Origin of the sequence: Streptomyces sp. NBC_01261, assembly GCF_036226385.1 — a bacterium.
GTDB lineage: Bacteria > Actinomycetota > Actinomycetes > Streptomycetales > Streptomycetaceae > Streptomyces.
The window spans coordinates 5,225,534-5,245,555 of sequence record NZ_CP108463.1; the positions used below are offsets into that span (position 1 = coordinate 5,225,534).

The following is a 20,022-nucleotide window of genomic DNA, read 5'->3' on the forward strand; positions in this document are numbered from 1 at the left end:
CCAAGCTCTTGCAACACTCCCGCACACCCACCCCGCCAGGCAAAACACCCCATAACTACACCAACAACCCACCCCCCTTACCCCGGACCTACTTCCGTTACACAACCGACGGACAGCCGAGCGCTCTCCGCAGGCTGCTCCGCACAGTGCCGTGACAACCCCTCCGTAACTTCATTTGTGTACCGCAGACCGGCGGGACAGCAGCAGAGGACAACCGGCAGCAGGCGGGTCGGAAACGGGGATGGAGGCGGTTGATCATGGCGCAGGGCGAGGTGCTCGAATTCGAGGAGTACGTCCGCACCCGACAGGACGCGCTGCTGCGCAGCGCCCGCCGGCTGGTGCCGGACCCGGTCGACGCCCAGGACCTGCTCCAGACGGCGCTGGTACGGACGTACGGCCGCTGGGAGACCATCGAGGACAAGCGCCTCGCGGACGCGTACCTGCGCCGCGTCATGATCAACACCCGGACCGAGTGGTGGCGGGCCCGCAAGCTGGAAGAGGTCCCCACCGAGCAGCTGCCGGACGCGAGCGTCGACGACGCGACCGAGCAGCACGCGGACCGGGCGCTTCTTATGGACATCATGAAAGTTCTCGCTCCGAAGCAGCGCAGTGTGGTCGTCCTGCGACACTGGGAGCAGATGTCCACCGAAGAGACGGCCGCCGCCCTGGGCATGTCGGCCGGTACGGTCAAGAGCACGCTGCACCGGGCGCTCGCCCGGCTCCGGGAGGAGCTGGAGGCCCGCGACCTGGACGCACGCGCGCTGGAGCGTGAGGAGCGGGAGCGTTGCGCGGCCTGAGCGGCGACACCCCTGGGCCCGGCCCGAGCCACGACCCCCCGGGGTCGGGCCCGAGGGCGACCGCCGGGCCCGGGCGGGTGCGCGGGAGCTTGGAGGCGGCGTTCACGGCGATGGCCGTGCTCGCCGCCCTCGCCCTGTTGGTGTCCGGCTGCGCCACGGGCGGCACCGGCGCCCGTGACGAGGGCCCGGCGCACTCCGACTCGGTGGCGGGTGTCGCGGAGGCGTCCGCTCCCACCCCCTCCGCGACCGCCGACGACCACGTGAACGCGGTCAAGCTCGTCATGGACGACCCGAAGGTCTCGGCGGCGGTCAAGCACGAGCTGAAGCCGTGCGTCGCCGACGAGTACGCGGTCGACGTGTCGTACGGCGTGCTGACCGGCGGCACCGCGAACGATGTCGTCGTCAACGTGATGACCTGCGGCGATGCGGTGGGGATCGGCTCGTATGTGTATCGCGACACGGGCGGGACGTACGAGAATGTGTTCAAGGCCGAGGAACCCCCGGTCTACGCGGAGATAGACCGCGGCGATCTGGTCGTCACCAAGCAGGTGTACGAGAAGGGCGACCCGGTGTCGAGTCCCTCCGGGGAGAACGTGATCACGTACCGCTGGACGTCGGGCCGTTTCGCCCAGGAGTACAGCACCCACAACGAGTACAGCAACGCGGTCGGGGGCGACGCCTCGCCCGCTCCGAGCAAGAACTGAACGGAACCGAACCGGTCGGGACAGAACCGATCGGCCGCCCCGATCCGATGCTTCAGTGAACGCGGACGCCGTCCCAGGCGTCCCATGCTTGAGAACGACCCACACGAGGACTGAGAGCACCGGGATGGCAGACCAGACCCACGTCCTGTTCGTCGAGGACGACGACGTCATCCGCGAGGCCACCCAACTCGCCCTGGAGCGGGACGGCTTCGTGGTCACCGCCATGCCCGACGGGCTGTCGGGCCTGGAGGCGTTCCGGGCCGACCGCCCCGACATCGCGCTGCTGGACGTGATGGTCCCGGGCCTGGACGGGGTGAGCCTGTGCCGCCGTATCCGGGACGATTCGACGGTCCCGGTGATCATGCTGTCGGCGCGCGCGGACTCGATCGACGTGGTGTTGGGCCTGGAAGCCGGGGCCGACGACTACGTCACCAAACCCTTCGACGGCGCCGTCCTGGTAGCCCGCATCCGCGCGGTGCTCCGCCGTTTCGGACACGCGAGCGGCAGCGACCGTACGACGGACGCGGAGGCGGCCCCGGAAGGCGGCGGGGTGCTGACCTTCGGCGATCTGGAGATCGACACCGAGGGCATGGAGGTGCGCCGGGCCGGGCAGCCGGTGGCGCTGACGCCGACCGAGATGCGGCTGCTGCTGGAGTTCTCGTCGGCGCCGGGCACGGTGCTGTCCCGCGACAAGCTGCTGGAGCGGGTGTGGGACTACGGCTGGGGCGGTGACACCCGGGTCGTGGACGTCCATGTGCAGCGGCTGCGGACGAAGATCGGCCAGGACCGGATCGAGACGGTCCGCGGCTTCGGCTACAAGTTGAAGGCCTGAGCAGGGGTATGCGGGGGAATTCACGGCGCAGGGTCCCGTCGTTCATGGACAGAGCGGGCATCCGTACCGGACTGAGATGGAAGCTCAGCGCGGCCATCGCGCTGGTCGGCACGCTGGTCGCGATCGCGCTCAGCCTGGTCGTGCACAACGCTGCCCGGGTCTCGATGCTGGACAACGCGCGCGACCTCGCGGACGAGCGCGTCCAGATCGCGCAGCGCAACTACGAACTGTCCGGGCGGCCGAACTTCCCCAGCATCAAGATCGACGACCCGCGTCTGCCGCCGGCGCTGCGCGAGAAGGTCGGGGAGGGCCGCCGGGCGACGTACGTCACCGACCGGCCGCACGGGGTGCCGGACATCTGGGCGGCCGTACCGCTCAAGGACGGTCACGTCATGTCCCTGCACACCGGGTTCACCGACCGCAGCACGGACATCCTCAAGGATCTCGACCAGGCCCTGGTGATCGGCTCGATCGCGGCCGTGCTCGGCGGCAGCGCGCTCGGTGTCCTGATCGGCGGCCAGCTCTCGCGCCGGCTGCGCAAGGCGGCGGCCGCGGCGAACCAGGTCGCCAAGGGCGAGACGGACGTACGGGTGCGGGACGCGATCGGCGGTGTCGTACGGGACGAGACCGACGACCTCGCGCGCGCGGTGGACGCGATGACGGACGCGCTGCAACAACGACTTGAGGCCGAACGCCGGGTCACCGCGGACATCGCACACGAACTGCGCACCCCGGTGACGGGCCTGCTGACCGCGGCCGAGCTGCTCCCCCCGGGCCGCCCGACGGAACTGGTCCTGGACCGGGCGAAGGCGATGCGCACGCTGGTCGAGGACGTGCTGGAGGTCGCCCGGCTCGACGGGGCGTCCGAGCGGGCCGAGTTGCAGGACCTCATGCTGGGCGACTTCGTGAGCCGCCGGGTGCTCGCGAAGGACCCGGACGCGGTGGTGCACGTCGTGCACGAGTCGGAGGTGACGACGGACCCGCGCCGCCTGGAACGCGTCCTGTTCAACCTGCTCGCCAACGCGGCCCGCCACGGCAAACCGCCGATCGAGGTCTCGGTGGAGGGCCGGGTCATCCGCGTCCGCGACCACGGCCCCGGCTTTCCCGAGGAACTCCTCGCGGAGGGCCCGAGCCGCTTCCGCACCGGCAGCAAGGACCGCGCGGGCCACGGCCACGGCCTGGGCCTGACCATCGCCGCCGGCCAGGCCCGCGTCCTCGGCGCCCGCCTGACCTTCCGCAACGTCCGCCCCGCGGGTGCACCGGACCACATCCCGGCGGAGGGGGCGGTGGCGGTGTTGTGGCTGCCGGAGCACGCGCCTACCAGTACGGGAAGCTATCCGATGTTGCCGTAGGACTTTCAGGGGGCTGCTCGGGACCTCTGACACCAGCCCCCTCACGTACTCCCCACCATCACCTCCTCCCCCCGAGACGGCGCGGCCCCCTCCACCCGGCCCCCGAAATACCGCTCCGCAAGCTCGACGGCGGGCACATGCCGCACGTCCCGGAACCCGCACTCGCGCCCCAGCGCCAGCATCTGTTCCGGGGTGAAGAAGCTCAGGAACGGGGTGCCCGCGGCCCGGGCCCCCCGCATCGCGACCTCCAACTGCGCGCGCTGTTCCGGCTCCACGTCGTCCACGGGTCGTAGGAACGTGGTGACCAGGGTGGAGCCCGGGGCGAGGCTCGCGACCCGGCGGAACATGGTGGTGATCGCGTCCAGGGTGAGGTACATGGTCACGCCGGTCGCGGCCACCACGGCGGGGCGCCCGGTGTCGAGACCGGCGGCGGCCAGCTGCCCCCACCAGTCGCCCTCGAAGTCGACCGGTACGAAGCGCAGCCAGTCCGGGATGTCGTACCCCAGTTCCGTCAGCCGCCGCCGCTTCCAGGCCTGCGTGCCGGGCTGCTCGACCTCGAACACCCGGAGTTTCGCGCCGAGTTCGGGCCGCCGCTGGGCGAAGGTGTCGAGACCGGCGCCGAGGATGACGTACTGCCCCACACCCCTCCCGGCCTGCTCCTCCACCACGTCCTCGACGAAGCGCGCCCGCGCCACGATCGACGCACGGACCCGGCGCGTGGCCTCGACGTCCATGTCGGGACGCTCCCGCCAGTCGTCCCCGGGGTCCGCGAGCCGCAGTCCGACCTCGTCCTCGATGACATGCGGCGGCGGATCGGCCTGGACGTGCAGGGCCCGCCACAGCGCGACCCGCACCGCCGTGTGGTCCGGCTCGACCTCGGCCACCGGCTGCTCCCGGGTCATCCGAAGTCCTTCGAGAAGTCCAGTTCCGCGCTGCGCTCGGTCAGCGAGTACCAGTTGCCGCTGTCGTCGCGGAAGATCGCCTCGATGCCGTACGGCCGCTCGGTCGGCTCCTGGAGGAACTCGACCCCGCGCGCCTTGAAGGTCGCGTGATCACCGCGGCAGTCATCGGTGGTGAACGCCCCGGCACCCAGCACCCCCTTGCTGATCAGCTTCTTCAGCGCCTCGGCGGACTCGGGGTCGAGGCCCGGCCCGTCCAGGCTCATCAGCGTGAGCGCGACCTCGGGCTGGTTCTTGGCGCCCACGGTGACCCACCGCATGTCGCCCATCGAGATGTCGTCGCGGATCTCGAAGTCGAGTTTCTCGGTGAAGAAGGCCTTCGTGCGCTGCTGGTCGAAGGTCCACACGGTGGCGATGCCCAAGCCTTGGATCATGACTCCGCACTCCTGTCGAACGAGGTTGATGTCGAACCGGCTTCCTGCTCATCACCGTAGGCAGGACGGACATCACGACGCTTCTTCAAAGTTGCGCTGGGGAAACCGCCGGCCCAGAGCATCGCGTAACACCCTGGGATGAGCGCGGCCCCACGCCCCACATGCTTGGCCCGGTACTCACTCGGCGTCAGCCCGGTCCGCGCCTTGAACCGCGCCGAGAACGTACCGAGGCTGCTGAACCCGACCAGATTGCAGATCTCCGTCACCGACAGATCGGCGCTACGAAGCATCTCCTCGGCCCGCTCGATCCGCCGATGCGTCAGATACTGCCCGGGCGTCTCCCCGTACGCCTCCTTGAAGGCCCGGATGAAGTGGTACCGCGAATACCCGGCATGCGCAGCCACCGCTCCCAGGTCGAGCTCCGACTCGGCCCAGTCACGATCCATGGCGTCCTTGGCAAGACGCAACTGCCGCATTTTGTCCATGCCCCCGATGGTGGCACGCGGCACTGACATCGACACCGGGCCGATGAATCCGACGGCTCTGGGGGGGGTGGTTACAGGTCCGAGAGACTTCACCGCTCCGGGGCGTTGCGACGGGTCCGACAGACCGATAGACCTGGCGCTCCGGGGTGTGGTGACACGTCCTACAGACCGAGAGACCTGGCGCTCCGAGGCGTGGTGACGGGGGTCCGACCAACCCGGGGTGTGGTGACACGTCCGACTGACCCGACCGTTCCGGGGTGTTGCCACAGGGTCCGACTGACCCGACCGCTCTGAGGGGTGACCGATCCGACCAACCCGGCCGCTCCGGCGGTGGTGCCAGATCCGACTGCCCCGGTCGCTCCGAGGCGTGGTGACGGGAGTCCGACCCACCCGGGGTGTGGTGACACGTCCGACTGACCCGACCAACCCGAGGCTCAGCGACGCCGATCCACCCAACCCAACCCAGCCCGACCAGACCCGACCCGGGGTGCGGTGACTGGAGTCCGACCGGCCCGACCGACCCGAAGCTCAGCGACGCCGATCCACCCAACCCAGCCCGACCCGACCCGGGGTGCGGTGACAGGAGTCCGACCGACCCGACCGACCCGAAGCTCAGCGACGCCGATCCACCCAACCCAGGCCAGCCCAACCCAGCCCGACCCAGGGTCTGTCGACACCGACCGGCCACACCGGCCGCCCGGCACTCGCCGGTACCGGCCCGCAAAACCCAACCGCTCCGGCACTCCCCGACACCGGCCGCAAAACCCAACCGCTCCGGCACCACCCAACACGGCCCCGCAAAATCAGCCCGCCCAGCACCCCTCCAACACAGCCCCTCCAGCACAGGCCGACAAAATCAGCCCGTCCGGCGTTTGAGGACGAGGCCCCTTCAGGGCCGAACGGGGGCCCGGGGGCAGAGCCCCCGGCAACGGCCCGGCAGCCGAACGCACAACCCAACGCCCGCCCCACACCGGCACCCACACCCGCACCCGCAGCGGCACCCCCACCCCCACACAAAAAGAAGGCCCCCCAGGGCGGACACCAACCGGGGGACCTCCAGCTCACTGGCGGCGCATCACACAGCCTCGACGATCGACGCCGGCGCCACCGCTCCCGCATCCTCGTCGCGCGCACCGTCAGACTTCGGCCCCGCGCCCTTCAGCGGAACCTCCTTCACGAACACCGCGGCCACCAGCGCGACGACAGCGACGATCGCCCCCAGCAGGAACGCGGAGTGGACCCCCGAGGACACCGCGTGCTGATACGCCTCCCGAGCCACCGCCGGCAGCTTCGCCAGACTCGCCGCGTTGAGCGTCGCGGACTGCTCGGTCACCTTGGACCCCAGCGCACCCGCCCGCTCGGTCATGACGTCCTGCACCCGGTTGTTGAACAGCGCCCCCATGATGGCGACACCGAACGACGACCCGAGCGTCCGGGACAGGGTGCTGGTGGAGGACGCGACACCCATGTCCTTCATCTGCACACTGTTCTGCGCGACCAGCATGGTGATCTGCATCAGGCAGCCCATGCCGAGCCCGACGACGGCCATGAACACACCGGACATGAACCGGGTCGTGTCGGTGTCCATGGTCGACAGCAGATACAGCCCGACCACCATCAGCACACTGCCGACCACCGGAAACACCTTGTACTTACCGGTGTTGGTGGTCACCCGCCCCGCGACCATCGAGGTCACGAGCATCGCGCCGAGCATCGGCAGAAGCAGCAGCCCGGAGTTCGTGGCGGACGCGCCCTGCACGGACTGCTGGTACAGCGGCAGGAACAGCGTCGCACCGAACATCACGAACCCGGTGATGAACCCGATGATCGCCATCAGCGTGAAGTTCCGGCTGCGGAAGATGTGCAGCGGTACGACCGGCTCGGCCGCCTTGGTCTGCCAGAACACGAACCCGACGAGCGCGGCCACACCGAGCCCGATGAGTTCCATGATCCGCGCGGACGTCCAGTCGTACTGCGAACCGCCCCACGTGGTGACGAGCACGATCGAGGTGATGCCGACGGTCAGCAACCCGGCACCCAGGTAGTCGATCCGCGCCTCCGACCGCTTCTTCGGCAGGTGCAGCACCGCACTGATCGCGGCCAGCGCGACGACACCGAGCGGCAGGTTGATGTAGAAGGACCAGCGCCAGCCCCAGTTGTCGGTGATGGTGCCGCCGACCAGCGGGCCGCCGATCATCGCGAGCGCCATGACGCCGGCCATCATGCCCTGGTACTTGCCCCGCTCACGCGGCGGGATGAGGTCGCCGATGATCGCCATGACGCCGACCATCAGACCACCGGCGCCGAGCCCCTGAATGGCCCGGAAACCGATCAACTGCCCCATGTCCTGCGCCATACCGCTCAGCGCGGAACCGGCCAGGAAGATCACGATCGACGTCATGAAGGCGCCCTTGCGCCCGTACATGTCACCGAGCTTGCCCCACAGGGGCGTCGAGCTGGCCGTGGCGAGCGTGTACGCGGTCACGACCCACGACAGGTGCTCCAGCCCGCCCAGCTCACCGACGATCGTCGGCATGGCCGTACCCACGATCATGTTGTCGAGCATCGCGAGCATCATCGTGATCATCAGCGCGAGCAGGACGACCCGCACGCTCTTCGGCTGTTTGCCGTCCACCTCTGACCCGGGCGCCCCTGGCCCGGCCTCGACCGTCTGTGTGTCCGCCATCTTTCCCACTCCCCTTGATACCGCTACCGTCCGGCTACTTACTTGCCGCCCGGCTAGTTGACTACACTCAGGGAAAGTAGACCCGTAACTAGCCGGGCGTCAAGTAAGTTTGCTGGAGCATGAAACGAATGGGCGGCACCATGGACGGCACCAAGCGGCAGCGTCGCGGAGACACCCGCCAGCGCATCCAGGACGTCGCGCTCGAACTCTTCGCCGAGCAGGGCTACGAGAAGACCTCGCTGCGCGAGATCGCCGAGCACCTGGACGTCACGAAGGCGGCGCTCTACTACCACTTCAAGACCAAGGAAGAGATCCTCGTCGGCATCTTCGAGGATCTGACGAAGCCGATCGAAGACCTGATCGAGTGGGGCCGCGGCCAGCCCCACACCCTGGAGACCAAGCAGGAGATCGTACGGCGCTACGCCGTCGCGCTCGACGGCGCGACCCCGCTGTTCCGCTTCATGCAGGAGAACCAGGCGACGGTACGGGACCTGCGCATCGGCGAGCGCTTCAAGGAGCGCATGAGCGGTCTGCGGGAGATCGTCATCGACCCGGAGTCGAGCCTGGTCGACCAGGTGCGTTCGCTCAGCGCGATCTTCACGCTGCACGCCGGCATGTTCGCCGTGCAGGACCTCGAAGGCGACCCCGAGGACAAGCGCAAGGCCGTCCTGGAGGTCGCCACCGACATGATCACGCAGGCCCACGCGGGCACGGCGCCCGCTCAGGACGGGTCCTAGACGGACACACCCTTGCCGCGCAGGAACGCGACCGGGTCTATGGCCGAGCCGTAGTTGGCGGTCGTACGGATCTCGAAGTGCAGGTGGGGACCGCTGGAGTTGCCGGTGCTGCCGGACCGCGCGATGTGCTGACCGGTGCTGACGACCTGGCCGACCCGCACGTCGATGCGCGAGAGGTGGGCGTACTGGGAGTACGTGCCGTTGCCGTGCTTGATGACGATGGCGTTGCCGTACGCGGCACCGTCACCCGCGCCGTTGCCGCCGGCCTTGACGACGGTCCCGCCGTGCGCGGCGACCACGTTGGTACCGCTGGCCACGGCGAAGTCCTGCCCGCTGTGGGTGGACTGCCACATGCTGCCGGCCTGGGCGAAGCTCGCGGACAGCGTGTACTTCTTCACCGGGTCGACCCAGGAGGCGGCGACCTTCGCACTGACGGCCTTCGGCGCGACGGTCGAGGAGGCGGCGCTGGCGACCCCGGTCCCCAGCACGGCGGTGGCCCCCAGTCCGACGGCCATGACGGCCACACGGGTACGGAGCGAAGACGTACGGGAAGAACGGGACGTGGCGCGCTGGAACATCGAAACCTCACGGGGGACGGGGACAGAAAAACCACCCGGCACGCATACGGCCGCCGGACGGCACGTTCATTGGTAACCCCGGACCTCGCGGACCCCCAAACCCCTCTTCTACGACGGAACCTAGTACTTCACCACAAAACTTCAGACTTCTTGACAGAGCACCCATCCATCCCGATTCAGCCCCCTGGAGGGCGAAATCGGTCATTCGGTTCCATGAATCCGAAGAAAAAAGTCCTTTTTGCCCCGATCGAGGCGTACGACTACCTCCCCTAGTAGGGGCCGAATCGCCTGTGCGGCTTGTCACCGGCGGGGATGATCGCCGGGCGCGGAAATGTGGCGCAGACCTCTATACACCTACCGTTCAGTAACCTTACGGTTCCCCTCACGCCACCCTCGCCCGCGACCATGCCTTCTGCACCGACCGGCAGCGCACCGACGTGAGAGGAACCCCCACCCCCATGACGAGACGACGCCCCTGGGCCCGCCGTACTGCCACAGTCACCGTGACCGCGGCCGCCCTCGCGACGCTGACCGTCCCCGCAGAAGCCGCGACGACGACCGGCACCACGGCCGCCGAGACCGTCGACTACGCCACCTGGCAGGCCGACTGCCAGACGGTGATGAACCAGGCCCTGCCCTATCTGAAGCAGCGCATCGCGGCCACGAAACCGGGCGAGAAGCAGGCGATCGTCTTCGACATCGACAACACCACCCTGGAGACCGACTTCGGCTTCAGCTGGCCGCAGCCCGCCAACAAGCCGGTCCTCGCGGTCGCCGAGTACGCCCAGGAGCACGGCGTCTCACTGTTCTTCGTCACCGCCCGCCCCGGCATCATCTACCTGCCGACCGAGTACAACCTCGAACACGACGGCTACGACGTCGACGGCCTCTACGCACGCGGCCTCTTCGACCTCTTCAAGGACGTCGCCGACTACAAGACGGCCCAGCGCACCGCGATCGAGAACAAGGGCTACACGATCATCGCGAACATCGGCAACAGCGCCACCGACCTGTCGGGCGGCCACGCCGAGCAGACCTTCAAACTGCCGGACTACGACGGCCAGTTGTCGTAAGACGTTAGGCTCCGTCCGTTCGCGCGACGACGGGGGTGGGGCGGCGGATGGAGCCCGCGGTACTCGGTGGCAAGTTGGCGTCAGGCCTGATCACACCGCTGCTGAAGAAGCTGTTCGTGCCCGCCGCCCCCGGTGCGGGCCTGGTCGACAGACCGGTCCGCCTCTCCTCCCTCGTCTCCTTCAAGGGCGAGAAACGCACCCTGACGGAGAAGGACGTCCACAAGCTCGCCGCCCACCTGGTCGCGCGGGCGGTGGACTCCCCCGGCGAGGCCCCCTTCCCACCCGACGAACAGACCGCCGTGGCCGACGCGTTGGCCCGCCGCCTGCTCGCCCTCGGCGACCTGGACATGGACGACGTCCAGGCCGTACGACTCGGACACCGGGAACTGGCACGGAAGTTGGAGTACGGCACCCCCGCCCCCGCCGGACTCTCCACCGACGCCCGCTACTTCCTCGGCAACGCCACCGAGTGGGCCTGCCTCCAGATCCTGGAGTTCTTCACCCGCCGCTCCACCTTCGTAGCCCGCACCCTGGTGGAACAGACCCGCACCCAGGCCGAACTGATCGCCCGCATCGACGAGTTGATGGCGCGCAGCCCCCGTCCCGGCTCCCAGGACCGCACCTTCGAACGCCGCTACCTCCCGTACGTCGCCGAGCGCCACAACCACATCACCATCTACGGCATCGACCTCCACGACTCCCCGGACCGCTGGCCCCTGGAGGTCGCGTACCTGAGCCTGGAGGCAACGGCGACAGAGGAACGCCACCTCCCCGACGAACACCCCGGCGCCTCCTTCACCGTCCAACTCCCCGCCGAGGAAGCCCTGTCGACCCACGACCGGGTCCTGCTGCGCGGCGACGCGGGTTCCGGCAAGACGACGCTGGTGCAGTGGCTGGCGGTGACGGCGGCACGGGACGGCGACCGCATCCCGTACGTCCTCCCCCTGCGCACCCTCATCCGAGCCGGCCAACTCCCGTCCCCCGCAGCCTTCCTGTCCTCCACCGACTGCCCCCACACCCCACCCGAGGGCTGGACGGAACGCGTCCTGACCGCCGGCCGAGCCCTGGTCCTGGTCGACGGCCTGGACGAAATCCCCTCGGCCGACCGCCACCGCACCCGCGACTGGCTCCTGTCCCTGATCCGAGCCTTCCCGGGCAACCGCTGGCTCCTCACCTCCCGGCCCACGGCAGTCCGCCCCGACTGGCTGGCAGGGGAGGGCTTCCGCGAACTGACTCTCGCTCCGATGCGCCGCCCGGAGGTGAAGACCTTCGTCGAGCGCTGGCACACGGCGGCACAGGCCCCGGAGTACGAGGGCCCACTCCTGGACTCCCTGCGCACGAAACGGGACTTGGCGCGGCTAGCCACCAACCCCCTCATGTGCGGGCTGATTTGCGCCCTGCACAGGGAACGGAGGGGCTATCTCCCCACGGGTCGCAAGGAGTTGTACGACGCGGCTCTGACGATGCTGCTGGCTCGGCGGGACCTGGAGCGGGGGATGAGGTCGCCGGGGGAGGTAGAACTGGGCGAGGAGGCGCAGCGGGAGTTACTACAACGGCTCGCGTACGCGCTGGTGTTGAGCGGTCGCACGGAGATGGGACTCGGCTCGGCGGAGGACATCGTGGACCGCTGTCTGCCGACGGTGGCCTCGGCTGCGGGGCAGGGCGACGCAGAGACGGTGCTGCGACGCCTGCTGCTGCGGAGCGGCCTGCTGCGCCAACCCGCCGAGGGCGTCATGGACTTCGTACACCGGACTTTCCAGGACTATCTGGGGGCCCGGTACGCGGTGGAAGAGGGGCATCTCGACGTCCTCACCAGTCATGCGGACGACACTCAGTGGGAGGACATGATCCGGCTGGCAGTGGCACATGCACGGCCCCGGGAACGGGCCCGTCTGCTGAGGCGGTTGCTGTCCCGAAACACCCCCAGGCTGACCCTGCTGGCGCTGGCCTGCCTGGAACATGCCACGACCCTGGATCCAGGAACTCGGGCGGCAGTCGAGTCGCAGGCTGCCGCGCTGATCCCGCCCCGTACGGCGGAAGAGGCGAAGACCCTGGTGGAGGCGGGGCCGCTGGTGCTGGAGCTGTTGCCCGGCCCGGAGGGACTCACGGACGAGGAGGCCAAGAACGTCACGGTCACTGCCTCGCGCCTGGGTGCGGAGGAACCAGAGGGCTCACTCACGGTGCTACGGCGCTTCCGAGGACACCCGCATATCGACGTACGACGTCAACTGGCGGGTACCTGGGACCGGTTCGACACCGCGGAGTACGCGGCCGAGGTTCTGGACCATCTGGAAAGGACGGAGCTCTTCCTCACGTGCAAGTCGGCCGAGCATCGTTCGGCCATCGCCCGGATGCGGCCCTGGTACTGCCTGTCCTTCCTCGGCCCGCACCAGGCCGAGGAGATTCTGGCCGCTGTGCCAACGCCGGGGACCGTGACGAAGCTGGAGCTCAGGGACAACCCACTTCTCACCGATGTCGGCGCCCTGCTCGGGTTCGACTCGCTCCGTGAGCTGTGGCTGTCGTACTGCCCGGCGGAAGGGCTGAACCAGCTCTCATCACTGTCCCTCACCCACCTCAGCTGCAACGGCGTCGGCGACGTGACCGGACTGCGTGTGCTGCCGTCGATCCGCCGCCTCACCCTCACCCAGGAGCTGCCGGGCACCGAACTCACCGACGTGCTGCCGGTCCTCTCGCCGCTGGAAACCCTATTCCTCGGCCGAAACAGCACCGACAACACAGGCCTGCGCGGGCTACGACACTGGTCCGGACTGCGCTCACTCAGCCTCGGTCCACTCGCCACCGAGCTGACGAACGCCGACTGGCAGGAGGTCGCTGCACTGCCGGAACTGACCCACCTTCACCTGAACGCGGGGATCATCCGGAACTTCCCCCACTCGATCCACACCATGCCTGAGCTACCCGGCATCGAAGCGCTGTCGGTGAACTCGATGCGCACCGCCGAGGACCTTTCAGCCCTGGTGCCACGACTGCCCGGGCTGCGTTCGCTGACCCTCGCGGATGACAACGGCCAACCGATTCCGGTGGACCGCTATACAGGGCTCTTCCCGGACGTCGAGATCACCGTGCATGAGTCCTGACAACGGCAAAGGGGCCGGTGCCCAAAAGGCACCGACCCCTTTCCCAGCCGTAAAACCCAAACCGCTGAGCCTTACGCCTCCTTGCTCAAATTCGGACCCGCGCCACCGGCGGCGGCATCCTCGATCGGCGGCACATCGGGAAGCGCCGACTTCTCCTCACCCCGGAAGGTGAAGGTCTTCGCGTCACCCTCGCCCTCGACGTCCACGACCACGATGTGACCGGGACGCAGCTCGCCGAAGAGGATCTTCTCCGAGAGCGTGTCCTCGATCTCGCGCTGGATCGTGCGCCGCAGCGGACGCGCGCCCAGCACCGGGTCGTACCCCTTCTTGGAGAGGAGCTCCTTCGCGGCCGAGGAGAGCTCGATGCCCATGTCCCGGTCCTTGAGGCGCTCGTCCACCTTGCCGACCATCAGGTCGACGATCTTGAGGATGTCCTCCTGCGTGAGCTGCGGGAAGACGACGACGTCGTCGACACGGTTGAGGAACTCGGGGCGGAAGTGCTGCTTGAGCTCGTCCGAGACCTTGTTCTTCATGCGCTCGTAGTTGGACTTCGTGTCACCCGTGGCCGCGAAGCCCAGGTTGAAGCCCTTCGAGATGTCACGGGTTCCAAGGTTGGTCGTCATGATGATGACCGTGTTCTTGAAGTCCACGACCCGGCCCTGGGAGTCGGTCAGACGACCGTCCTCCAGGATCTGGAGAAGGCTGTTGAAGATGTCCGGGTGGGCCTTCTCGACCTCGTCGAAGAGGACGACCGAGAACGGCTTGCGACGGACCTTCTCCGTGAGCTGGCCGCCCTCTTCGTAGCCCACGTATCCGGGGGGCGAACCGAAGAGCCGCGACACTGTGTGCTTCTCGCTGAACTCCGACATATCGAGGGAGATCAGCGCGTCCTCGTCACCGAAGAGGAACTCGGCGAGCGCCTTGGACAGCTCGGTCTTACCGACACCGGACGGGCCGGCGAAGATGAACGAACCACCGGGACGCTTCGGGTCCTTGAGGCCCGCACGCGTACGACGGATCGCCTTCGAGAGCGCCTTGACGGCGTCCTTCTGGCCGATGACCCGCTTGTGGAGCTCGTCCTCCATGCGGAGGAGCCGGGAGGACTCCTCTTCGGTGAGCTTGAAGACCGGAATGCCGGTGGCGGTCGCGAGGACCTCGGCGATCAGCTCGCCGTCGACCTCGGCGACGACGTCCATGTCGCCGGCCTTCCACTCCTTCTCCCGCTTGGCCTTGGCGGCCAGGAGTTGCTTCTCCTTGTCGCGGAGGGAGGCGGCCTTCTCGAAGTCCTGCGAGTCGATCGCGGACTCCTTGTCGCGGCGGACGCCGGCGATCTTCTCGTCGAACTCGCGCAGGTCCGGCGGCGCGGTCATCCGGCGGATGCGCATCCGGGAGCCGGCCTCGTCGATCAGGTCGATCGCCTTGTCCGGCAGGAAGCGGTCCGAGATGTACCGGTCGGCCAGCGTGGCGGCCTGGACGAGGGCCTCGTCCGTGATGGAGACACGGTGGTGCGCCTCGTAGCGGTCGCGCAGGCCCTTGAGGATCTCGATGGTGTGCGGCAGGGACGGCTCCGCGACCTGGATGGGCTGGAAGCGGCGCTCAAGGGCCGCGTCCTTCTCCAGGTGCTTGCGGTACTCGTCCAGGGTCGTCGCACCGATGGTCTGGAGCTCACCGCGGGCCAGCATCGGCTTCAGGATCGAAGCGGCGTCGATGGCGCCCTCGGCGGCACCCGCACCGACCAGCGTGTGCAGCTCGTCGATGAACAGGATGATGTCGCCGCGGGTGCGGATCTCCTTGAGGACCTTCTTCAGGCGCTCCTCGAAGTCACCGCGGTAGCGGGAGCCGGCGACCAGCGCGCCGAGGTCCAGGGTGTAGAGGTGCTTGTCCTTGAGGGTCTCGGGCACCTCGCCCTTGACGATGGCCTGGGCGAGGCCCTCGACGACGGCGGTCTTGCCGACGCCGGGCTCACCGATCAGGACCGGGTTGTTCTTCGTACGGCGGGACAGGACCTGCATGACCCGCTCGATCTCCTTCTCGCGCCCGATGACCGGGTCGAGCTTGGACTCACGAGCGGCCTGGGTGAGGTTCCGGCCGAACTGGTCGAGGACCAGGGACGTCGAGGGGGTGCCCTCCGCAGGGCCGCCGGCGGTGGCGGTCTCCTTGCCCTGGTAACCGGAGAGCAGCTGGATCACCTGCTGCCGCACACGGTTGAGATCAGCGCCCAGCTTGACCAGGACCTGGGCGGCGACGCCCTCGCCCTCACGGATCAGGCCGAGCAGGATGTGCTCCGTGCCGATGTAGTTGTGGCCCAGCTGAAGGGCCTCGCGGAGCGAGAGCTCCAGGACCTTCTTGGCTCGGGGAGTGAAGGGGATGTGACCGGACGGAGCCTGCTGGCCCTGTCCGATGATCTCCTCAACCTGCTGGCGGACCGCCTCAAGCGAAATGCCGAGGCTCTCCAGGGCCTTTGCGGCGACACCCTCACCCTCGTGGATCAGGCCCAGGAGGATGTGCTCGGTGCCGATGTAGTTGTGGTTGAGCATCCGGGCTTCTTCCTGAGCCAGGACGACAACCCGCCGCGCGCGGTCGGTGAACCTCTCGAACATCGTTAATCGCTCCTCAGAGCGGTCAGGCAGTAAGGGGACGCTCCCCTCCCTGTCCTTCCGCAGCTTAGTCCCGCAAGCGGGGACCGCTCATTCCAACTGCCGACACCGGACCGAGAACCAACACTGCCTCCTGAACCCGAACGCCGACATCTGCTCCAACCTGATGGTGCGAGACGATGTTCCCGCAGGCCAGGCAGTTACCCTCACCATGAGTACGCCGATGGCGAACGTGAGACGCCCTTTTCTGCGTGTCGCCCCCTCCCACTAGGGATTGTCTTACCCGTACGGACTGACACTCCATGCCGTTCGCACCGGTTCCCTCCGCTACGGGCGAACAACCTTGCGCCGCGCCGCACCCCCGAACGCCCCCGTTTCCAGTACCCAGCGCATTCGTTGGACCACCCAGCGTAACTCCCGGCCCGCTTCGGCGGTTGCTCTTGGCATGGTTCGCACAGTCCCCCCTCCCGGCACGGTCCCGCTCCCCCGCCGCCCGCTGGATCCGGACGACCGGCAGCGGCACTGGTACGAGAACGAACTGGGGTGGCGCACGGTGCCCGGAGAGCCGCTACGGCTCGTCACGGGCCTGCGTTTCGACGTCCTGGACGTGCCGGTCGAGGCCGGTGTCGCGGCGCTGTGGCGGCTGGGGCCCAGCTCTCCGGTGGCCGTACGGGGCGACCGGATGCGGCTGCTGGTGGCCGCGGGCAGCGCGGAGGAACTTCCGGGGCTGCTGGACTGGCTGGAGTGGGGCGCTCTGGCGCCGGCGCTGGATCTGGTGGCGCTCGGCGAGGGCGGGCACATGGAGGCGCCGCCGTTCCCCGGGGCGAGGCCCGCGGGGGCGCCGCTGCCGGGCTCGGGGATCGCAAAGGCGCAACCGCTCCCCGCGGGCGGTCCGCGTCCCTTGCAGGGGGCCGCCGTATGGCTGCGACCCCCCGAGCCGGGGTGCGAGGTCGAGGCCTCGCTGCCGACAATGCCGGCCGTGGGGGGCGTTGGGCGCGCCCCTGATCTCGTACGACTTGTGGACACGGTGGCCACACAGTGCCACCGGGTACGGCTGCGGCGCTCGTGCGCTCAGCCGTTGGCCTTCTCGTAGGCCTCGCGAATGGCCGCCGGAACACGGCCGCGGTCGTTCACGTCGTGGCCGTTCTCCTTGGCCCACGCGCGAATCTGCGCGGTGTCCTGGCTGCCACCGGTTGCGGCGCGTGCCTTTCCACGACCACCCGAAGCGCGGCCACCGGTACGGCGCCCACCCTTCACGTAAGCGTCGAGAAGTCCACGGAGCTTGTCCGCATTCGCGGTGGTGAGATCGATCTCGTACGTCTTGCCGTCCAGCGCGAACGTCACCGTCTCGTCCGCCTCGCCGCCGTCGAGGTCATCGACAAGAAGGACCTGAACCTTCTGTGCCACCGGATTTCCTTTCATCGATTACTTGCGGGTCTGGGGTCTGCGGCGTCCGCCGTTTCGCCGTCCCCTGTTATATGCAGTACTGCAGTACGTCGGAAAGCAAACCGCTTTTGCTGGAAAAACACAAACCCCTGGGAGAGACCGAGCGACCTCCATCGCCCAGAAAGATGCGCGTTTCGGACATAGGGAACCTGGGCAGGGCGACCCGGCAGAATTGGGGGCCGCGATCACAGATGCAGAAGCATCCGGCTGTTGCCCAAGGTGTTCGGTTTCACTCGTTCGAGACCGAGGAACTCCGCCACGCCCTCGTCATAGGAACGCAACAGCTCCGCGTAGACATCGGTGTCGACAGGTGTCTCACCGATCTCCACGAAGCCGTGCTTCGAGAAGAAGTCCACTTCGAAGGTGAGACAGAAAACGCGACGAACGCCCAGCCAGCGAGCCGTGTGCAGCAACTTCTCCAGCAACTGATGGCCCACACCGGCACCCTTCAAGCCGGGCTTCACCGCGAGAGTGCGGACTTCCGCGAGGTCTTCCCACATGACATGCAGTGCCCCGCAGCCGACGACCTCGGCGTTGTCGTCCCGCTCGGCGACCCAGAACTCCTGGATGTCCTCGTAAAGAGTCACCGTCGCTTTGTCGAGCAGGATGCGACCGCGGACGTAGGCGTCAAGGAGTCGGCGCACCGCCTCGACATCGCCGGTCCGGGCCCGCCGGACGGTGATGGCTTTCGCGGTGACTTCGGGGTGCTCTGCTGACATGAGCGGACGCTATCGCCCGCCGCCCGAGGGTGCGGAGCCGGGGTTCTGGACGCCATCCGCGGGTTCGGGTGTTTCCGGTCCCTGGACGATGCGTACGGCGCTGCGGAGGGCCTCACGCTGTTCGTCGCTCATCATCCCGAAGAAGGCGACGAGAGCGGCCGCGGGGTTGTCGCTCTGGGACCAGGCGTCGTTCATCAGGGCGGCGGAGTAGGCGGCCCGTGTGGAGACCGCCTCATATCGATAGGCCCGGCCTTCCGCCTCACGACGCACCCAGCCCTTCTGATGGAGATTGTCCAAAACGGTCATCACCGTGGTGTACGCGATGGACCGTTCCCGCTGAAGGTCTTCCAGGACTTCTCGAACGGTCACCGGGCGGTTCCACTTCCACACCCGCGTCATGACCGAGTCTTCGAGTTCTCCCAATGGGCGAGGCACAGCTCAGAACCATAGTGGAAAAGGAACAAAAAGGGCGTACGACTCGGAAAGCACGCGTGCGCGTGCGGGAGTCGTACGCCCTGGAAGGCGCCGCGGAAAACGGAAGGTTCAGGCGTCGGCGGCCGAAGAGGCCTGGCGGGCGCTCTCCGCGCGCGCGATGGCGGCGTCGACGGCCGCGTCCTCCTTGGCCTTCATGGCCCCGCCCTGGGTCTTCACGATGACCCGGATCAGTCCGATGAAGAACACGGCCATGACGACCGGGGGCACGAGCGCGGAGACATAGTCCATGCCCTCCAGAGTAGCCACGGGCCCCCGGGAGGACGGGGCGGGGTCGGTTCAGCCGGCGGCGAGTTGCTCCGACGGGTTCGCGGGAGGCGGTGCCGGTTTGCGCCGGGGGAAGACCTCGCCGGGGGTGGGGATGGGCCGGGACGGCTTCGGCTCCGAGGGCGAGGGTGCCGGCGCGGGCCGCTCAACGGGCTTGCGCACGGGCTCGTTGGCGGCCTCTCCGGAGAGGCCTCCGGGGAGCGCCAGGAGACGGGTGCGCGAGGCGGGGACGGTCGGGGCGACGGCCCTGGCGGTCGTACGGCGGGCCAGGCGCGCGCGTACGTCCTGTTCGGCGAGAGTGAGACAGCGGTCCAGGAGAAGGGCGGCGGAGGGGTTCCCACGCAGCGCTCTCAACGCGGACAGGTCGTCGACGTCCGGGCGGTAGCCGGCGCCGAGCGCCTCCTCCAGGAGCGTGAGGTAACCGGCGGTGGTGCCGGGCAGGGCGGCGCGGTACCGGGCGAGGTCGGCTACCAGAAAGGCACGCAGCCGAACCCCCTCGCGTACCGCCTCGTCGAGCGATTCGGCGAGCCGAAGACAGTCCTGGACGTCCTCGGCCGAGGCGGTTCTGGGCTGAAGGGCAAGGGCGAGAGCGCGACGGAGCACACGCAGCTCCTCCGCACCGAACGCCATGCCGCCGCGGGATCCGTATGGCGTGGGCATGCGCCGACGATACGCGCTAATCAGACAAATTCGACATAGGGGGTGGGTGTGGCGCGGGGATTTCGCTCGGGGGCTGGCGGCGGGGGCTCCGCCGCGCGCGGGGCAGGGCGAGCGCACTGGGGCCCGGCACTAAGGCTCCGTCGGGCCCGACGGTGTCCTGCTGGGG

General features: G+C 68.4%; 19 protein-coding genes. 8 read left to right on the plus strand and 11 right to left on the minus strand.

Annotation, left to right across the window (positions count from 1 at the left end; all coding sequences use genetic code 11):
* The first annotated feature begins 257 nt into the window (after positions 1-257).
* The 4 genes from OG226_RS22935 to cseC all read left to right on the plus strand — a co-directional run bounded on the left by OG226_RS22935 (position 258) and on the right by cseC (position 3,685).
* Positions 258-797, plus strand: coding sequence for a SigE family RNA polymerase sigma factor (locus tag OG226_RS22935; RefSeq protein WP_019064956.1), 540 nt, complete (start codon positions 258-260; stop codon positions 795-797).
* Positions 785-1,501 (plus strand): hypothetical protein, encoded by a 717-nt coding sequence (locus tag OG226_RS22940; RefSeq protein ID WP_443044774.1) that lies wholly within the window; start codon positions 785-787, stop codon positions 1,499-1,501. Before OG226_RS22935 ends, OG226_RS22940 begins: the two co-directional genes overlap by 13 nt.
* 124 nt (positions 1,502-1,625) lie before the next feature.
* The gene (gene cseB, locus OG226_RS22945) at positions 1,626-2,333 is read left to right on the plus strand and encodes a two-component system response regulator CseB (RefSeq protein WP_328680456.1); all 708 of its coding nucleotides are present in this window, start codon (positions 1,626-1,628) and stop codon (positions 2,331-2,333) included.
* A gap of 8 nt (positions 2,334-2,341) precedes the next feature.
* Positions 2,342-3,685: a two-component system sensor histidine kinase CseC gene (cseC, locus tag OG226_RS22950; RefSeq protein ID WP_328680458.1), complete on the plus strand. Its 1,344-nt coding sequence runs from the start codon at positions 2,342-2,344 to the stop codon at positions 3,683-3,685.
* Positions 3,686-3,726: 41 nt separating this feature from the next.
* Here cseC and OG226_RS22955 read toward each other — a convergent pair whose 3' ends face one another.
* From OG226_RS22955 to OG226_RS22970, 4 genes are all read right to left on the minus strand, one after another.
* Positions 3,727-4,587 (minus strand): class I SAM-dependent methyltransferase, encoded by an 861-nt coding sequence (locus OG226_RS22955; protein WP_329349878.1) that lies wholly within the window; start codon positions 4,585-4,587, stop codon positions 3,727-3,729.
* The gene (locus tag OG226_RS22960; protein WP_329349879.1) at positions 4,584-5,018 is read right to left on the minus strand and encodes a VOC family protein; all 435 of its coding nucleotides are present in this window, start codon (positions 5,016-5,018) and stop codon (positions 4,584-4,586) included. The genes OG226_RS22955 and OG226_RS22960 overlap by 4 nt, the downstream gene beginning before the upstream one ends.
* A complete protein-coding gene (locus tag OG226_RS22965; protein ID WP_329353480.1) occupies positions 5,015-5,494 on the minus strand; it encodes a helix-turn-helix transcriptional regulator in 480 nt (159 codons plus the stop codon). Before OG226_RS22965 ends, OG226_RS22960 begins: the two co-directional genes overlap by 4 nt.
* A 1,084-nt stretch (positions 5,495-6,578) precedes the next feature.
* A complete protein-coding gene (locus OG226_RS22970; RefSeq protein ID WP_329349880.1) occupies positions 6,579-8,189 on the minus strand; it encodes an MDR family MFS transporter in 1,611 nt (536 codons plus the stop codon).
* 128 nt (positions 8,190-8,317) lie between these two features.
* Between OG226_RS22970 and OG226_RS22975 the strand changes: the two genes are divergently transcribed.
* Positions 8,318-8,926, plus strand: a complete 609-nt coding sequence (locus OG226_RS22975) for a TetR/AcrR family transcriptional regulator (RefSeq protein WP_328680466.1) — start codon at positions 8,318-8,320, stop codon at positions 8,924-8,926.
* Here OG226_RS22975 and OG226_RS22980 read toward each other — a convergent pair.
* Positions 8,923-9,504 (minus strand): M23 family metallopeptidase, encoded by a 582-nt coding sequence (locus OG226_RS22980; RefSeq protein ID WP_328680468.1) that lies wholly within the window; start codon positions 9,502-9,504, stop codon positions 8,923-8,925. The two genes, OG226_RS22975 and OG226_RS22980, sit on opposite strands and share 4 nt — an antisense overlap.
* 458 nt (positions 9,505-9,962) lie before the next feature.
* Between OG226_RS22980 and OG226_RS22985 the strand changes: the two genes are divergently transcribed.
* Both OG226_RS22985 and OG226_RS22990 read left to right on the plus strand, forming a co-directional pair.
* A complete protein-coding gene (locus tag OG226_RS22985) occupies positions 9,963-10,577 on the plus strand; it encodes an HAD family acid phosphatase (protein WP_328680470.1) in 615 nt (204 codons plus the stop codon).
* Positions 10,578-10,624: 47 nt separating this feature from the next.
* Positions 10,625-13,675 carry an NACHT domain-containing protein gene (locus OG226_RS22990; RefSeq protein ID WP_329349881.1) on the plus strand — a complete coding sequence of 1,017 codons (3,051 nt, stop codon included), beginning with the start codon at positions 10,625-10,627 and terminating at the stop codon, positions 13,673-13,675.
* A gap of 71 nt (positions 13,676-13,746) precedes the next feature.
* On the opposite strand, the gene OG226_RS22995 is transcribed toward OG226_RS22990, so the two are convergent.
* Positions 13,747-16,275: an ATP-dependent Clp protease ATP-binding subunit gene (locus OG226_RS22995; RefSeq protein ID WP_019064247.1), complete on the minus strand. Its 2,529-nt coding sequence runs from the start codon at positions 16,273-16,275 to the stop codon at positions 13,747-13,749.
* A 442-nt stretch (positions 16,276-16,717) separates the two neighbouring features.
* Between OG226_RS22995 and OG226_RS23000 the strand changes: the two genes are divergently transcribed.
* Positions 16,718-17,365, plus strand: coding sequence for an SCO3374 family protein (locus tag OG226_RS23000; RefSeq protein WP_329349882.1), 648 nt, complete (start codon positions 16,718-16,720; stop codon positions 17,363-17,365).
* Here the strand turns inward: OG226_RS23000 and OG226_RS23005 are convergent.
* The 5 genes from OG226_RS23005 to OG226_RS23025 form a co-directional block, all read right to left on the minus strand.
* A complete protein-coding gene (locus tag OG226_RS23005; protein ID WP_033286117.1) occupies positions 17,344-17,679 on the minus strand; it encodes a histone-like nucleoid-structuring protein Lsr2 in 336 nt (111 codons plus the stop codon). The genes OG226_RS23000 and OG226_RS23005 overlap by 22 nt on opposite strands.
* A gap of 224 nt (positions 17,680-17,903) precedes the next feature.
* Positions 17,904-18,437, minus strand: coding sequence for an amino-acid N-acetyltransferase (locus OG226_RS23010; RefSeq protein WP_019064250.1), 534 nt, complete (start codon positions 18,435-18,437; stop codon positions 17,904-17,906).
* A 9-nt stretch (positions 18,438-18,446) separates the two neighbouring features.
* The gene (locus tag OG226_RS23015) at positions 18,447-18,836 is read right to left on the minus strand and encodes a BlaI/MecI/CopY family transcriptional regulator (protein WP_393751662.1); all 390 of its coding nucleotides are present in this window, start codon (positions 18,834-18,836) and stop codon (positions 18,447-18,449) included.
* A gap of 144 nt (positions 18,837-18,980) precedes the next feature.
* Positions 18,981-19,160 (minus strand): hypothetical protein, encoded by a 180-nt coding sequence (locus OG226_RS23020; RefSeq protein WP_033286119.1) that lies wholly within the window; start codon positions 19,158-19,160, stop codon positions 18,981-18,983.
* Positions 19,161-19,208: 48 nt separating this feature from the next.
* On the minus strand, positions 19,209-19,826 hold the full coding sequence (locus OG226_RS23025) for a hypothetical protein (RefSeq protein ID WP_329353483.1): 618 nt from the start codon (positions 19,824-19,826) through the stop codon (positions 19,209-19,211).
* Positions 19,827-20,022: the final 196 nt, after the last annotated feature.

What these genes read in the sequence shown, in the direction of transcription:
- OG226_RS22935 (WP_019064956.1), top strand. Translation starts at nt 258, where the DNA reads ATGGCGCAGGGCGAGGTGCTCGAATTCGAGGAGTACGTCCGCACCCGA.
- cseB (WP_328680456.1), top strand. Translation starts at nt 1,626, where the DNA reads ATGGCAGACCAGACCCACGTCCTGTTCGTCGAGGACGACGACGTCATC.
- cseC (WP_328680458.1), top strand. Translation starts at nt 2,342, where the DNA reads ATGCGGGGGAATTCACGGCGCAGGGTCCCGTCGTTCATGGACAGAGCG.
- OG226_RS22955 (WP_329349878.1), bottom strand. Translation starts at nt 4,587, where the DNA reads ATGACCCGGGAGCAGCCGGTGGCCGAGGTCGAGCCGGACCACACGGCG.
- OG226_RS22960 (WP_329349879.1), bottom strand. Translation starts at nt 5,018, where the DNA reads ATGATCCAAGGCTTGGGCATCGCCACCGTGTGGACCTTCGACCAGCAG.
- OG226_RS22965 (WP_329353480.1), bottom strand. Translation starts at nt 5,494, where the DNA reads ATGCGGCAGTTGCGTCTTGCCAAGGACGCCATGGATCGTGACTGGGCC.
- OG226_RS22970 (WP_329349880.1), bottom strand. Translation starts at nt 8,189, where the DNA reads ATGGCGGACACACAGACGGTCGAGGCCGGGCCAGGGGCGCCCGGGTCA.
- OG226_RS22975 (WP_328680466.1), top strand. Translation starts at nt 8,318, where the DNA reads ATGGGCGGCACCATGGACGGCACCAAGCGGCAGCGTCGCGGAGACACC.
- OG226_RS22980 (WP_328680468.1), bottom strand. Translation starts at nt 9,504, where the DNA reads ATGTTCCAGCGCGCCACGTCCCGTTCTTCCCGTACGTCTTCGCTCCGT.
- OG226_RS22985 (WP_328680470.1), top strand. Translation starts at nt 9,963, where the DNA reads ATGACGAGACGACGCCCCTGGGCCCGCCGTACTGCCACAGTCACCGTG.
- OG226_RS22990 (WP_329349881.1), top strand. Translation starts at nt 10,625, where the DNA reads ATGGAGCCCGCGGTACTCGGTGGCAAGTTGGCGTCAGGCCTGATCACA.
- OG226_RS22995 (WP_019064247.1), bottom strand. Translation starts at nt 16,275, where the DNA reads ATGTTCGAGAGGTTCACCGACCGCGCGCGGCGGGTTGTCGTCCTGGCT.
- OG226_RS23000 (WP_329349882.1), top strand. Translation starts at nt 16,718, where the DNA reads ATGGTTCGCACAGTCCCCCCTCCCGGCACGGTCCCGCTCCCCCGCCGC.
- OG226_RS23010 (WP_019064250.1), bottom strand. Translation starts at nt 18,437, where the DNA reads ATGTCAGCAGAGCACCCCGAAGTCACCGCGAAAGCCATCACCGTCCGG.
- OG226_RS23015 (WP_393751662.1), bottom strand. Translation starts at nt 18,836, where the DNA reads ATGACGCGGGTGTGGAAGTGGAACCGCCCGGTGACCGTTCGAGAAGTC.
- OG226_RS23020 (WP_033286119.1), bottom strand. Translation starts at nt 19,160, where the DNA reads ATGGACTATGTCTCCGCGCTCGTGCCCCCGGTCGTCATGGCCGTGTTC.
- OG226_RS23025 (WP_329353483.1), bottom strand. Translation starts at nt 19,826, where the DNA reads ATGGCGTTCGGTGCGGAGGAGCTGCGTGTGCTCCGTCGCGCTCTCGCC.